General features: G+C 39.1%; 13 protein-coding genes. 8 read left to right on the top strand and 5 right to left on the bottom strand.

Going from position 1 to position 14,313, the window contains the following annotated elements:
• Positions 1-36 precede the first annotated feature (36 nt).
• From metG to sanA, 6 genes are all read left to right on the top strand, one after another.
• Entirely contained in the window at positions 37-2,064 is a 2,028-nt protein-coding gene (metG, locus tag SB028_RS05985; RefSeq protein ID WP_069367547.1) for a methionine--tRNA ligase, read from the top strand.
• 134 nt (positions 2,065-2,198) lie between these two features.
• Entirely contained in the window at positions 2,199-2,672 is a 474-nt protein-coding gene (locus SB028_RS05980; RefSeq protein ID WP_036912149.1) for a CidA/LrgA family protein, read from the top strand.
• A 2-nt stretch (positions 2,673-2,674) separates the two neighbouring features.
• Entirely contained in the window at positions 2,675-3,370 is a 696-nt protein-coding gene (locus SB028_RS05975) for a CidB/LrgB family autolysis modulator (protein WP_069367558.1), read from the top strand.
• Between the two features lie 201 nt (positions 3,371-3,571).
• A complete protein-coding gene (gene cdd / locus SB028_RS05970; protein ID WP_069367546.1) occupies positions 3,572-4,456 on the top strand; it encodes a cytidine deaminase in 885 nt (294 codons plus the stop codon).
• 213 nt (positions 4,457-4,669) lie between these two features.
• A complete protein-coding gene (locus tag SB028_RS05965) occupies positions 4,670-6,367 on the top strand; it encodes an NAD-dependent malic enzyme (protein ID WP_023581254.1) in 1,698 nt (565 codons plus the stop codon).
• Between the two features lie 140 nt (positions 6,368-6,507).
• Complete coding sequence (sanA, locus tag SB028_RS05960; protein ID WP_069367545.1) at positions 6,508-7,239, top strand: outer membrane permeability protein SanA; 732 nt, start codon at positions 6,508-6,510, stop codon at positions 7,237-7,239.
• On the opposite strand, the gene yeiB is transcribed toward sanA, so the two are convergent.
• The 3 genes from yeiB to SB028_RS05945 all read right to left on the bottom strand — a co-directional run bounded on the left by yeiB (position 7,236) and on the right by SB028_RS05945 (position 10,379).
• Complete coding sequence (yeiB, locus tag SB028_RS05955) at positions 7,236-8,387, bottom strand: DUF418 domain-containing protein YeiB (protein WP_069367544.1); 1,152 nt, start codon at positions 8,385-8,387, stop codon at positions 7,236-7,238. The genes sanA and yeiB overlap by 4 nt on opposite strands.
• Positions 8,388-8,401: 14 nt before the next feature.
• Positions 8,402-9,061 carry a GTP cyclohydrolase I FolE gene (folE, locus tag SB028_RS05950; RefSeq protein WP_069367543.1) on the bottom strand — a complete coding sequence of 220 codons (660 nt, stop codon included), beginning with the start codon at positions 9,059-9,061 and terminating at the stop codon, positions 8,402-8,404.
• Positions 9,062-9,209: 148 nt separating this feature from the next.
• A complete protein-coding gene (locus SB028_RS05945; protein WP_069367542.1) occupies positions 9,210-10,379 on the bottom strand; it encodes a YbfB/YjiJ family MFS transporter in 1,170 nt (389 codons plus the stop codon).
• 210 nt (positions 10,380-10,589) lie between these two features.
• Between SB028_RS05945 and moeA the strand changes: the two genes are divergently transcribed.
• Positions 10,590-11,831, top strand: a complete 1,242-nt coding sequence (gene moeA, locus SB028_RS05940) for a molybdopterin molybdotransferase MoeA (RefSeq protein ID WP_069367541.1) — start codon at positions 10,590-10,592, stop codon at positions 11,829-11,831.
• Positions 11,832-11,836: 5 nt separating this feature from the next.
• Positions 11,837-12,604 (top strand): molybdopterin-synthase adenylyltransferase MoeB, encoded by a 768-nt coding sequence (gene moeB / locus SB028_RS05935; RefSeq protein ID WP_069367540.1) that lies wholly within the window; start codon positions 11,837-11,839, stop codon positions 12,602-12,604.
• Between the two features lie 75 nt (positions 12,605-12,679).
• On the opposite strand, the gene SB028_RS05930 is transcribed toward moeB, so the two are convergent.
• Complete coding sequence (locus SB028_RS05930; protein ID WP_069367539.1) at positions 12,680-13,111, bottom strand: NUDIX hydrolase; 432 nt, start codon at positions 13,109-13,111, stop codon at positions 12,680-12,682.
• On the bottom strand, positions 13,108-14,307 hold the full coding sequence (locus tag SB028_RS05925) for a DegT/DnrJ/EryC1/StrS family aminotransferase (RefSeq protein ID WP_069367538.1): 1,200 nt from the start codon (positions 14,305-14,307) through the stop codon (positions 13,108-13,110). Before SB028_RS05925 ends, SB028_RS05930 begins: the two co-directional genes overlap by 4 nt.
• Positions 14,308-14,313: the final 6 nt, after the last annotated feature.

The following is a 14,313-nucleotide window of genomic DNA, read 5'->3' as shown; positions in this document are numbered from 1 at the left end:
CCCTTTTATTAATTTTATGGAAGTAAGATCCTTACTATGTCTCACGTCGCGAATAAATTATTGGTAACCTGCGCGTTACCTTATGCTAACGGTTCAATTCATCTCGGTCATATCCTTGAGCACATTCAGGCAGATATCTGGGTCCGTTATCAACGAATGCGCGGCAAAGAAGTTCATTTTATCTGCGCTGATGATGCTCACGGCACACCAATTATGCTGAAAGCTCAACAACTGGGTATTACACCAGAAGCCATGATTGAAGAAATGAGCAAAGAGCATCAGCAGGATTTTGCAGGTTTTAATATTAGTTACGACAATTATCACTCTACACACAGTGAAGAAAGTCGCCAATTATCAACTAAAATTTATCTTGCATTGAAAAAAAATGGTCACATCAAAAGCAAAACGATTTCTCAGCTTTATGATGAAGAAAAAGGCATGTTTTTGCCTGACCGTTTTGTAAAAGGCACTTGTCCTAAATGTAAAGCACAAGACCAATATGGTGATAACTGTGAGGTTTGTGGCTCAACGTACAGCCCAACAGAATTAATTGATCCCCGCTCAGTGATATCAGGTTCAACGCCTGTTATGCGTGAAACTGAACACTATTTCTTCGACTTACCTGCATTTAGCAACATGTTACAAGCGTGGATCCGCTCAGGTGCTCTGCAAGAGCAAGTGGCGAATAAAATGCAAGAGTGGTTCGATAGCGGTTTACAACAGTGGGATATCACTCGTGACGCACCTTATTTTGGATTTGAAATCCCTGATGCTCCGGGTAAATATTTCTATGTATGGCTAGATGCACCCATCGGCTACATGAGCTCTTTCTTAAACTTATGTGAAAAACGTGGTGATTTAAGTTTTGATGAGTTCTGGAATAAAGACAGTAAAACTGAGCTTTATCACTTTATTGGTAAAGATATCGTCTATTTCCACAGCTTATTTTGGCCTGCAATGTTAGAAGGTAGCGAATATCGCAAACCAACAAATCTGTTTGTTCACGGTTATGTCACTGTAAATGGCGCAAAAATGTCAAAATCTCGTGGCACCTTTATTACTGCGCGCGCTTATCTTGATCATTTTGATGCTGATTGTCTACGTTATTATTATGCAGCAAAACTTTCATCACGCATTGACGATATTGACTTAAACTTAGAAGACTTCGTCCAACGTGTTAACAGTGACATTGTAAATAAAGTCGTTAACCTTGCCTCACGTACAGCGGGTTTTATTAGCAAGCGTTTCAATGGAAAACTAGCAGATACTTTAGATGATGCTAAGCTTTATCAACACTTTGTTGATATGAAAGAAACTATCGCACAATCATTTGAAAATCGTGAATTTGGTAAAGCTATTCGTGAAATTATGGCATTAGCTGATGAAGCTAACCGCTATATTGACGAAAAAGCGCCGTGGGTAGTGGCAAAACAAGAAGGACAAGACGCTCAGTTACAAGCCATTTGCACCATGGGAATTAATCTATTCCGCGTGCTGATGACCTATCTGAAACCTGTATTACCTTCACTGACAGCGCGTTCAGAAACCTTTTTACAAACCCAACTAACATGGGATGCTCTTGAACAACCGCTATTAGGTCATGAGATCACTAAATTCAAAGCGTTGTTTAATCGCATTGAAATGGATAAAGCCAACGCGATGGTTGAAGCATCAAAAAGCACCATTGCACCGGTAAAAGAAATCACGGGTCCATTAGCAGATTCACCGATTCAAGAAACCATTAAGTTTGACGATTTTGCTAAAATTGATATGCGTATCGCTGAAATTAAACAAGCTGATTTTGTTGAAGGCTCAGACAAACTGCTGAAATTAATTTTGGATTTAGGTGGCGAAACTCGCCAAGTATTCTCAGGTATTCGTAGTGCATACCCAGATCCTAAAGTGTTAGAAGGTCGCTTAACGGTGATGGTGGCAAACTTAGCACCCCGTAAAATGCGTTTTGGTATTTCAGAAGGCATGGTAATGGCCGCTGGCCCTGGTGATAAAGATATCTTCTTACTCAGCCCAGATTCTGGTGCAAAACCGGGTCAACAAGTGAAATAACAACCAAGATTCATTTACCAAGCAAATGAATGGCGGGGTTCTATTAGAGCCCCGCTCTTTTTTTATTGTGATCCATAGCACACTTTCAAAATCGGTGTATGATAATTCTGTTAGTTGATTTGGGACACTTAATTATGAAATCTAAACGGGCACGATTGCAGATTACACTTTGGCATTATCTACGATCTTTTTTAGTACTTTATCTTTGTCTCTTTGCGGGTAATCTTATTTCAGCCCTTCTACCCTTCGCGGTTCCAGGCAGTATTGTTGGCTTACTGATCCTTTTTGGTCTACTTGCTTTCCAGCTTATCCCTTTACGTTGGGTTAAACCCGGCGCCAATATCCTCTTAAAAAATATGTCATTACTCTTTATCCCTATCGGTGTTGGTGTAATGAACTATTATGATTTATTAAGTCAGCAACTTTTTCCTATCGTTTTAGCCTGCGTCGTGAGTACCTTTGGTGTTATGGCACTCGTTGCATATTGCTCACACTACGTTCATCGTGAGCGCATTATCGTAGGTTCAAAACCAGACCAAGTTGAAGATATTGTTGAAACAAAAGAGAAAGACGACGATAAAGCGTTAAGTGAGAAGAAAAAATGTTAGCCATATTGATGAATATTTGGTGGTCACTACCTTTAAGTATTTTTATTTTTTACTTAGCCCGAAAGCTTGCAACCCGATTTAAATTGCCTATTTTAAATCCGCTTTTAATTGCTATTGTGGTGATTATTCCTATTTTATTAATAACTAAAATACCTTATGAGAATTATTTTGCAGGTAGTCGTATTTTAAATGACTTACTACAACCTGCTGTTGTTGCTTTAGCTATACCGCTTTATCAGCAATTACACCAAATTCGCGCACAGTGGAAATCATTAATTAGTATTTGCTTTATAGGTAGTATTGCGGCGATGGTCAGTGGAACAGCTATTGCATTCTGGGCTGGTGCAACACCTGAAATTGCCGCATCAATCTTACCCAAATCAGTGACAACACCGATTGCAATGGCCGTCGCAGATTCTATTGGTGGTATTCCTGCCATCAGTGCAGCATGTGTTATTGCCGTGGGTATTTTAGGGGCTATTTTTGGTCATTCGTTATTTAAGATATTACGAATTCCTACTCATGCTTCTCGTGGTTTAGCTATGGGTACGGTTTCTCACGCAGTAGGAACCGCAAGAGCGGCAGAAGTCGATTATATTGAAGGTGCGTATAGTTCATTGGCATTAATGACATGCGGGATTATTACTTCCCTTACCGCACCATTTATCTTTCCTATTATTTTGCACCTTTATAGTTAATCTATTTCTTACTCTCTCATTCTTAAATCCCCGATTTTATTAAATTTATTTCGGGGATTTTTACTATAAATTTGAGATACATCTCCCAATTAATGAATTTGTTGCAATTGTTTCATTGAAAATATGATTTTCATCACATATAAGAATGAGTAAAAATGCCTAGAATCTTATAATACAGAAAGATTAATGGGAGACTCATGTATGCATACGCGTTTTCAGGCAGTTTGGTCAGATTTATCCCCTCAGTTACAACAAGCACTTGTTCCTTATCTTGAGCAGGATGAATTTCCAGCAATGTTCACGGCAGAACAAGTCAATGCCATAAAAACACAGTTACAATGTAATGATGATGCCTTAGCCCTCGCACTTTTACCCGTCGCGGCTGCTTGTGCAGTGACACCGATATCTCATTTTAATGTTGGTGCTATTGCTCGTGGTGAAAGTGGTAATCTCTACTTTGGTGCCAACATGGAATTTTCAGGTGCCCCACTACAACAAACTGTTCACGCTGAACAAAGCGCTGTAACTCATGCGTGGTTACAAGGTGAATCTCGCTTGATCTCCGTTACCGTTAACTATACACCTTGTGGTCATTGTCGCCAGTTTATGAACGAATTGAACAGCGGCACCCACATTCAAATTCAGTTACCGGGTAGAAAAATGGCAACATTGGGTGATTATTTACCTGATAGCTTTGGTCCGAAAGATCTCAACATCACATCACTATTGATGGATAATGTTAATCACGGTTATAAAATTGATAACCCAAGTGAATTAGCACAACAGGCACTACAAGCAACTAACCGTAGCCATGCTCCTTATAGTGGTTCGCACAGTGGTATTGCTGTTCAAATGAAAAATGGCAAAATTTTCCAAGGTAGTTACGCTGAAAATGCCGCATTTAATCCAAGTTTACCGCCATTACAAGCAGCATTAATTTTATTAAATATGGCAGGTGAGAGTGTGATGGATATTGAATCTGCTGTTTTAATGGAAAAAGCAGAGGCGGTTTTAACACAGTGGGATGCAACACAAGCAACATTAACAGCTTTAGGTTGTCGCCAAATGCAACGCATCACTTTGTAAAAAGTTTTAACTTATTCCTCTAAAAATCGCTCCTAAAAAAGCATCAGCATGTAAATTTTGCTGATGCTTACCAGAAAAAGTTGTAACAACTGTATCTATCTCTCATTTCTAAGCATAAAAATCATAAAAAAATAACATAAGCTGTACATATTTTTATTATTTTGTAGGATCTACAATTGTCATGTGACTAACTGCCTTACAAGAGTATTTTTCATGGAACTGGAACACGAAAGTAAACGCCCTCTCTACATCCCGTATGCAGGTCCAATCCTGCTTGAATTTCCCCTGTTAAATAAAGGTAGTGCTTTCAGCGAAGAAGAACGCAGCACCTTTAACTTACATGGTTTACTGCCTGAAGCTGTTGAAACCATCGAAGAGCAGGTTGAACGCGCTTATCGCCAATATCTTGATTTCAAAAACGATAACGATAAACATATTTACCTACGAAATATCCAAGATACCAATGAAACCCTGTTTTACCGTCTATTGGAATCTCACCTCACTGAAATGATGCCTATCATTTACACACCAACAGTGGGTGAAGCGTGTGAACACTTCTCTGATATTTATCGCCGTGCTCGCGGTTTATTTATCTCTTACCCTAACCGTGCCAATATCGACGATATGCTACAAAACGCCACTAAACAGAACGTAAAAGTCATTGTTGTAACTGATGGCGAACGTATTCTTGGTTTAGGTGACCAGGGCATCGGAGGTATGGGGATCCCTATCGGAAAACTCTCTTTATATACCGCATGTGGTGGTATTAGCCCAGCGTACACATTGCCGGTTGTACTTGATGTTGGTACTAACAACCCACAACGTTTAAACGATCCACTGTATATGGGATGGCGTCATCCTCGTATTACAGGTGATGAGTATAACGAGTTTGTTGATGAGTTTATCCAAGCTGTTAAGCGTCGCTGGCCAAATGTTTTACTCCAATTTGAAGATTTCGCACAAAAAAATGCGATGCCTTTATTAAACCGTTATCGTGACGAATTATGTTGTTTTAATGATGATATTCAAGGTACAGCGTCGGTCACTTTAGGTAGCCTAATTGCAGCAAGTCGTGCTGCTGGTCGCCAATTAAAAGACCAAACTGTCACGTTCTTAGGCGCAGGTTCTGCGGGTTGTGGTATTGCTGAGCAAATCATTGCCCAAATGAAATCTGAAGGTTTAAGTGATGAACAAGCGCGTGAACGTATCTTTATGGTTGACCGTTTCGGCTTATTGACAGACAAACTGCCAAATTTACTTGATTTCCAAAGTAAACTTATTCAAAAAAGCGAAACTATTGCTGATTGGGAAACCGGAAGCGATGCGATTTCACTGTTAGAAGTGGTTAAGAATGCAAAACCAACGATTTTGATTGGTGTTTCAGGACAAGCGGGTTTATTCACTGAAGAAATTATTCGTGAAATGCACAAACACTGTGAACGTCCTATCGTAATGCCATTATCTAACCCAACATCCCGTGTAGAAGCACGTCCTGAGGACATTATCAACTGGACGGATGGCCAAGCTTTAGTCGCAACAGGGAGCCCATTCGCGCCAGTTAAATATAAAGATAAAGAGTATCCAATTGCACAATGCAACAACTCTTATATCTTCCCTGGTATTGGATTAGGTGTCATTGCCTGTGGTGCAAAACGTGTTACTGATGCCATGTTAATGGTAGCAAGTCGCGCATTAGCCGATTGCTCACCAATGGCAAAAGAAGGTGATGGTTCTCTGCTACCTTTACTGGCTGATATTCAACAAGTTTCTCGTTATATCGCAAAACAAGTTGCAAAAGAAGCACAAGTACAAGGTGTCGCAACGGTGACTTCTGATTCAGCATTAGAAGAAGCTATTGAACGTAACTATTGGTCACCAGAGTACCGTATTTATAAAAGAACCTCGTTCTAAGTCTTTTAAACACTAAGTACCATTCTGAAAAGCGCGTCATTACTTAATATGAGGCGCTTTTTTCTTGCTTCCCTATCTCGGCTCAAGTAGCCTTAAGTATTATGAAAGTCATTTATTATTTGCGTCATTAAGGCAAGGGCATGCTAAAACGCCTCATTTATCTCTTTCTTACACTTTTTATTCTACTTGCAATCACCTTGATTGCTTGCGATCGATGGATCGGCTGGAAAACTCATCCTTATATCTTTGAAGATGTGGATACATTACCTGCTAAAAAAGTGGGTATGGTGTTGGGTACATCAAAGTACTATACCAGTGGCTATATAAATCAGTTTTATCAATACCGCATCCAAGGTGCTGTTAATGCTTATAATAGTGGCAAAATTCAGTATTTATTACTCAGTGGTGATAATGCAAAGCATAGCTATAATGAGCCAAATACGATGCGTAAAGATCTCATTAAAGCAGGTATTCCTGCCTCTCGTATTGTGATGGATTTTGCAGGCTTCAGAACACTTGATTCCGTAGTTCGAACAAAAGAGGTATTTGGTACAGATGGATTTACCATTATTACCCAGCGTTTTCACTGTGAACGTGCGGTTTTTATCGCATTAGAAAAAGGTATTGATGCACAATGTTTTGCGGTTGCATCACCTAAAAGCATGTTTAAGGTACGTGTACGCGAAGTCTTCGCAAGAGTTGGTGCAATGATTGATGTGTATATTCTAAAACGCGAACCTCGATTCTTAGGCCCCCCCGAAACTATTCCCGCAATACAATCTATACCTGAAGGTATTAAAGGTTACCCTGCGGTTTCACCCGAGGAAGTCGAATCGCTTCCTCTGAATGAAAATAATCATGAAAAAACCTAAAAAAATTGCGCTAATTTCGAGGCTGATTTACGCCAGATCCACTCTATTGGTCCTTGTGGAAAATAACGTAACCAGATCACAGCAAAAGCAATATTGATTGCCCAAATGATGGCAACAAAAGGCATCAGTTCTGGTAAAGTAAATTGATTAAATAGCCCCATGCGCTGAAATAAATAAATACCGATAAGACTTTGCATTAAATAGGTCGTTAACGCCATTTTGCCAACACAACGTAAAGCATAAGCAAAATAAGAGTGTTGAATAATATTCCAACTCCAATAAAACAGCGCAATATACCCCAAACTTTGCATCACTTGGATCAGCATAGTTAAAGGTTGAGCCCAAATAGCCGCCCATCGGTAATCCCAATCAAGGTAATAATCCACCAGCACAATGATTGCTTGAAAGCTTAAACTAATTGTGAGGAAATAAAGTGCCACATAGCCATAATGGGCACGACTAAATTTCTGTTGCAACCAACCTGATGCCATTAATGCAGAGCCCATCAGCATCGCACCAAACAAAAACCAACTGTATTGACGTACTAAATTAAATACAAAAAGACTTAGCTCATTCAAACGATAGTAAACACTGTTTAAATAAGGGCCTGTTTTCCAATCTGATTCAGCCAATTGAGAGTATGGGGTGCTATACCAAACGGTATCAATAAAATCCCGATAATAGTAAAACAACGCACCTAAAATAAGTGCACCACAAAAATAGAGTATTGCTCCCAATATAAATTGACGCTTTGTCGCTATTGATTTGATAAACGCAAAAACAAATAAACCACATATACTATATGGAAATAAAATATCCCCTTCCCAAATAAATAATGTGTGAATAACACCAATCAATGCCAGCACAACGAGTCGCGATAAATTAAAACGAGTTCCTTTATATAAAAGGAGATAAAGCGTACCACCAAATAGTAGCGCAAAAATAAAGAGGAATTTCCCTTGAGCAAACAGATTTAATGCCATCCATGTTATACGCTCACCAAAAGAGGCTTCTCCCGAATGTAAGGGGTTAAATGAAGCCACTCTTAATAATGCAAAACCTGAAATATTGAGTAATAGAATGCCAAGGATCGCCATTCCTCTCAACGCATCAAGTGCTTCGATACGTTGATGAGACGATTCATTCATGTTTATTTAAAATCTCAAAGATGACGAACAGCGCGCAAAAACTCCTGACGCGTATTTTGACTCGATTTAAATAACCCACCTAACGATGTTGTTGTGGTAGCACTCGTTGCATCACGAATGCCACGCGCTTTAACACAATAGTGAACGGCATCAATAGAAACAGCCACATTTTTTGTACCTAGTAACGTTTGTAATGCAATCAGAATTTGCTGTGTTAAGCGTTCTTGTACTTGGGGGCGTTGAGCAAAGAATTGCACAATACGATTGATTTTAGATAACCCAATTACTTTATCTTTCGGGATATAAGCCACAGTCGCTTTACCATCAATAGTGACAAAGTGATGTTCGCAAGTACTTGTTAATGTGATATCTCGCACTGTCACCATTTCATCAACTTGCATTTTATTTTCAATTAGCGTGATTTTTGGGAAGTTGTGGTAATCCAACCCTGAGAAAATTTCATCAACATACATTTTAGCGATACGGCGAGGTGTTTCAGCTAAACTATCGTCGCTTAAATCCAGATTTAACAGCTTCATCACTTCTGTCATATGATGTTCAATTTGCTGTTTGCTCTCACTTGGAGAGAGCTTAGGTTCACGAAGAGGCGTTTCCAAACCGCGTTCAACTAACGCAGCATGCACCCATTGCGCCTCTTTACTTAATGATGACATTGGACTCTCCGATAAACACATTAATTAAGTAACTGTTATCGCACTTAGCAACAACAGCTTACACTTTAGATGACCTCAATCACATTATCCAGCAATACCGCATTTTTCGTTATGAGATTATTGCATTTTTGTATGCGCTATTTTTAGTTTACTGATCCGTTTTTTCTTTTAAGCACACTAAAAATCCGCCTATAATCAACACAATAAATGCCACATAAAGTGCGGGTTCTAATTTTCCCGTCAATGCTGTTGAAAGTGAAGAAATAACAGGACCAACTAATTGTCCGATAGCATAAAAAGTGGTGAGTAAACCCGCCATATAGCGCCCATGATCAGGGGCTAATTCTTTGCCTCGTAAAAAAGCAAGTTGTACAGCGCACATAAGACCGCCACCAATTAAGAAAGCACCAATCGCAAGCCCTGTTATTGTAGGGATCCACTCTGCAATCAAAATACCTAATGCTTGTAACCAAAGCGTAATGGCTAAGCGTAACTGCGTGTTTAATACATTACGTGTTAAAATAGCAATCCCAATACATAATGCCGCAGAAGCACCAAAGACAGGCCAAACAAATTGCGCAATTAAGCTCCCCGGAAACCGCTCTGCCGCCATTTGAGAAAGAAATGTAGCGGGTAAAATATAGCCAAATCCGGCAAAAGTATAACCCCAAATCAGCTTTTTCATCGCAGGCGTAAGCGTTAAAGGAGCAACGTTGACTTCTTCCCTATTCATTGTCCAAGGCTTTGGAAGATGATAACTTACATATATGGCACAAATAAAAGCAAGAGAACCATAAATTAACCACCCTGCTGTCGCACTCATTTGCCATTTCATAATGAATACAGCAAGAATACCGCTAATCAAGATACCGACGCCTGTTCCTGCATAAACGGCCACACTTAATGCAGGTCGATTAAGGCGAGCAAGTAACTCATTTGCCCATGAAGCCACCAGTACTAATGTCCAACCACTTGCCCAACCAATAAAAAAACGTGCAATGCTATGTGTAAATGCATCATTTAAAAAAGCAGACAACAGCGTGATTATCACCGCCCCCCAAAGTCCCGCCCACAAACGATATCCCACACCTTTAACAGCTTTCATCGCATCATAAGAGCCAGCAAGATAACCAAGGTAATTAAATGCAGCCACAATTCCCGCCGTTGTCAGCGTTAATTGATGTTCTGCAATCATCAACGGCACTTGTGGGGTAAATGTAAAGCGCCCTATTCCCATTGCAACCACTAAAGCAAGAAACCCACTAAAAGCGATATGAAAAGCTTGTGCTGAATGACTTGGGTGATTTGAAGTATTCATGGATATCCATTATTTTGTTTTATCATTTTCAATATGCTGCTTATTAATAACAGAACAAGCAACACATTAACCTCAATCAGTTAACATTTTTGCAATAAGAAGTTTCATTTCTTTCTATTCACAAGATGATCTCTGACATGATGATGTTCATCGTGATAGATTAGTATCATGAAATAAAACAGAACATTTCGATAGATCTTGGAGTATATGATGAGTCAATGTCACGTTAGCGGTTTATTATCTCTTGATGAAGCGCTAGAAAAACTACTTGAAAAACCGCTGGCAATTACGAATACCCTTAACATTCCATTAAATAACGCTGCAGATTATATTCTAAGTGAAGATATTACATCGCCACTGAATGTTCCGCCTTTTGATAATTCGGCAATGGATGGTTACGGGCTACGTTACGCTGACTTAGACGCTCAAACTCCACTGCCTATTGCCGGTAAATCGTTCGCGGGTATTCCTTTTGAGGGAGAACTCCCCGCGGGACAATGTGTACGCATTATGACAGGAGCTATGGTTCCTGCAGGTGTTGATACCGTGATTATGCAAGAAGACGCTGAAGTAACTGAACATGGGGTTCGTTTTTTACAGCCAGCAAAGAAAGGCCAGAATATTCGCCGTATTGGTGAAGATATTAAAGAAAACGACATTGTATTGCCCGCAGGTACTAAACTTTCAACAGCGCAATTACCGTTAATTGCGTCTTTAGGCGTCGCAACAGTACAAGTCTATCGCCGTTTAAAAGTGGCTGTTTTCTCAACAGGTGATGAATTACAAACCATCGGACAACCATTAAAAGCCGGTCAGATTTATGATACCAACCGCTTTGCGGTACGTTTAATGCTTGAAAAACTAGGATGTGACGTTTTAGATTTAGGTGTTGTTCCTGATTCACCAGAAAAACTACGTGAAACCTTTAAAAAGGCTGATCAAGAAGCAGACTTAGTGATCAGTAGTGGTGGGGTTTCTGTGGGTGAAGCCGATTACACTAAACAAATTCTTGATGAAATGGGTGAGATTGGTTTTTGGAAGCTTGCCATTAAACCGGGAAAACCGTTTGCCTTTGGTCGATTACATCATGCATGGTTCTGCGGTTTACCGGGCAATCCTGTCTCAGCAACCGTGACATTCTATCAATTAGTTCAGCCTTTAATTGCACGTCTATCAGGCTTTAGCCATTGGAAAGCACCGCAACGTTTCCAAGCCATTGCACAATCATCATTGAAAAAATCAGTAGGTCGTCTTGATTTTCAACGTGGTATCGCCAGTATTAATGCAGAAGGTGTATGGCAAGTAGACACCTCAGGTCACCAAGGTTCACACGTTTACAGCTCCTTTAGTGTCGCTAACTGTTTTATCGTCTTAGAACGTGAACGTGGTAAAGTGTCTGCGGGTGAAACGGTCACAATCGAGCTATTTAATTCTCTGTTAAAAAGTGAATAGTTTTTATGAGTATTGAATTAACGGATGAAGAAACGCTACGCTACAATCGCCAGATTGTATTAAGAGGTTTTGATTTTGATGGTCAAGAGGCGCTGAAAAGTGCCTCTGTACTCATTGTTGGTGCGGGTGGCTTAGGATGTAGCGCTTCGCAATATCTGACAGCCGCAGGGGTAGGAAAACTCACATTATTAGATTTTGATACGGTTTCCCTTTCTAATCTTCAGCGCCAAATCCTTCATCGCGACACCACGATCGGTCAACCAAAAGTCCTCTCTGCAAAAGCAACATTAGAAGCAATTAATCCTCATGTTACGATAGAAACCGTTGATGCATTACTTGAAGATCAGGCTTTAGATAAACTGATTAGTCAACATAATATCGTCATGGACTGTACGGATAATGTGACAGTACGTGAGCAACTTAATCGCCTCTGCTTTCATCAGAAAAAACCGCTTGTATCGGGTGCAGCTATTCGAATGGAAGGCCAAATCAGCGTATTCACTTACCAAGATGACGAACCGTGCTATCGTTGCCTAAGCCATCTTTTTGGCGATAACGCTTTAAGTTGTGTTGAAGCAGGGATAATGGCACCTGTTGTGGGTACTATTGGTACATTACAAGCGGTTGAAGCCATTAAATTACTGACTGGCTACGGTGAAAATTTACAGGGTAAAGTATTGATGTTTGATGCAATGCGAATGCAATTTCGTGAGTTCAAATTACCTAAAAATCCACATTGTGAAGTGTGCTCAGCTAATTTACCCGACAACTAACCATTTTCTATCCTCTAGATAAGGTAAGTTTTACCTCTTTAAACTTACCTTACCGCCTTTTAAAAATAGCGGTATTCACCCTAATGTAATTATCTTAAGCATAAACTCATCTAAATTACTCAAGAAAGTATCTAATCTTGAAAAGATAAATTCAGAGTGTTCATCACTTAGTTTCACATTCCCAGAACAACGTACATTAAAGTTTAGTTGTAGGCATTTAGCTTCACCGGCAAGATAATCAACGGCACTGACAAATTTCTCAACATCTAAAATATCTAGATTTGTTTCTTCTTTTATTTCTCGTTTAAGTGCTTGAAGCATGGATTCTCCCTCTTCAATACCACCTGAAGGTATTTCCCAAACATTAGGCATAAACTCATGCTGAGAACGTTTTAGAAAAAGTACTTTATCGTTTATGTCATCAACTTTAATGATACCACCAACTACGATACGATCATATTTATCCAAAGAATTTAATATGTTATAAGGAACTAAAGGCTCAATCATTTTTTATATAACTCCGCAACAGTTCTAATAATGGATAAATAGTTATCAATAAAATTGTAGCGTTCTTCACCATACCAAACATCTAATTTGAACATACTATTATGAAATTTAATGGCATTCTCGAAATGACATTTTTGAATGCGTACTTTTTTACAATAACTTTGAGATATCTTCTGTGGAGAGTGAAATAAAAAATAATTATTAAGTGGGCAAGTTGTTCCCGGAATATCAGCCTCTACAGCACCAAATTCATTTAATTTTTTAACAAAATCATGGAGTTCAATTGTAAATTGAGTTTTATCAAATATGATAGGTAATGCGTACCAAGCAGGATTAGCTTTGTCAGGAATACGGACTATTTTTAAGCCATTGATAGACTCAATACCTTTTTTCATTAACATTGCCGTTTCTCGCTTTTCTTCCATTATTTGTTCAAAGTGAGCCATTTGAGGCATAACAATGGCCGCTCCTAATGGGTGCATTCGTAAATTCAACCCAGTACCAGTAATAGCAAAATCTTTTAAATCCTCATTATGAACTTCTTTTTTTGCACGTTTATTAAAATGCCCAATTAGGATAGCTCTCTCATATATTCTGCGATGTTTAGTTGCGAAAAAACCACCTTCACCAGAAGTCAGGATCTTCTTACCTTGAAAACTCCATGCCGAACCATCAGAAAAGCTACCAATTATCTTGTCGTCCCACATTGCACCATGTGCATGTGAACTATCTTCCAGAAGAAGCAAACTATTGCGTTTGCAAATATCTATAAGCTCATCCATATCACATGGAATACCCCACATATGGGTTATCACTACAGCTTTTGTCTTACTAGTAATTAAAACTTCTACAGCCTTAGGATCAACATTGCCATTATCTCCACAATCAGCAAATTTCAATTCTGCTCCCAGTTGATGAAGGGGCGCACAAGTTGCAAAAAAAGTATAACTAGGAACAATAACTTCATCACCATGAGTAATTCCAGCACCGTAGAACATAGAAAATAGAGCTGTTGTTCCAGAATTTACTGCAACAGCATTTTCTACATTAAATTTTCTTTTGAACTCATTTTCAACCCGTTCATAAATACCACCATTATCATAAATGGAGATATCCTCAATAAGTTGGTTTTGCACACTCTCTTTTATTTCATCAGAAATTTGGGGATGTAAGAATTTAGAGTAATTTGAATTCATAGTTAG

The sequence above is a fragment of the Proteus vulgaris genome (assembly GCF_033708015.1).
GTDB lineage: Bacteria > Pseudomonadota > Gammaproteobacteria > Enterobacterales > Enterobacteriaceae > Proteus.
This window is presented reverse-complemented; position numbering and strand designations above follow the sequence as displayed.

What these genes read in the sequence shown, in the direction of transcription:
- metG (WP_069367547.1), top strand. Translation starts at nt 37, where the DNA reads ATGTCTCACGTCGCGAATAAATTATTGGTAACCTGCGCGTTACCTTAT.
- SB028_RS05980 (WP_036912149.1), top strand. Translation starts at nt 2,199, where the DNA reads ATGAAATCTAAACGGGCACGATTGCAGATTACACTTTGGCATTATCTA.
- cdd (WP_069367546.1), top strand. Translation starts at nt 3,572, where the DNA reads ATGCATACGCGTTTTCAGGCAGTTTGGTCAGATTTATCCCCTCAGTTA.
- SB028_RS05965 (WP_023581254.1), top strand. Translation starts at nt 4,670, where the DNA reads ATGGAACTGGAACACGAAAGTAAACGCCCTCTCTACATCCCGTATGCA.
- sanA (WP_069367545.1), top strand. Translation starts at nt 6,508, where the DNA reads ATGCTAAAACGCCTCATTTATCTCTTTCTTACACTTTTTATTCTACTT.
- yeiB (WP_069367544.1), bottom strand. Translation starts at nt 8,387, where the DNA reads ATGAATGAATCGTCTCATCAACGTATCGAAGCACTTGATGCGTTGAGA.
- folE (WP_069367543.1), bottom strand. Translation starts at nt 9,061, where the DNA reads ATGTCATCATTAAGTAAAGAGGCGCAATGGGTGCATGCTGCGTTAGTT.
- SB028_RS05945 (WP_069367542.1), bottom strand. Translation starts at nt 10,379, where the DNA reads ATGAATACTTCAAATCACCCAAGTCATTCAGCACAAGCTTTTCATATC.
- moeA (WP_069367541.1), top strand. Translation starts at nt 10,590, where the DNA reads ATGAGTCAATGTCACGTTAGCGGTTTATTATCTCTTGATGAAGCGCTA.
- moeB (WP_069367540.1), top strand. Translation starts at nt 11,837, where the DNA reads ATGAGTATTGAATTAACGGATGAAGAAACGCTACGCTACAATCGCCAG.
- SB028_RS05930 (WP_069367539.1), bottom strand. Translation starts at nt 13,111, where the DNA reads ATGATTGAGCCTTTAGTTCCTTATAACATATTAAATTCTTTGGATAAA.
- SB028_RS05925 (WP_069367538.1), bottom strand. Translation starts at nt 14,307, where the DNA reads ATGAATTCAAATTACTCTAAATTCTTACATCCCCAAATTTCTGATGAA.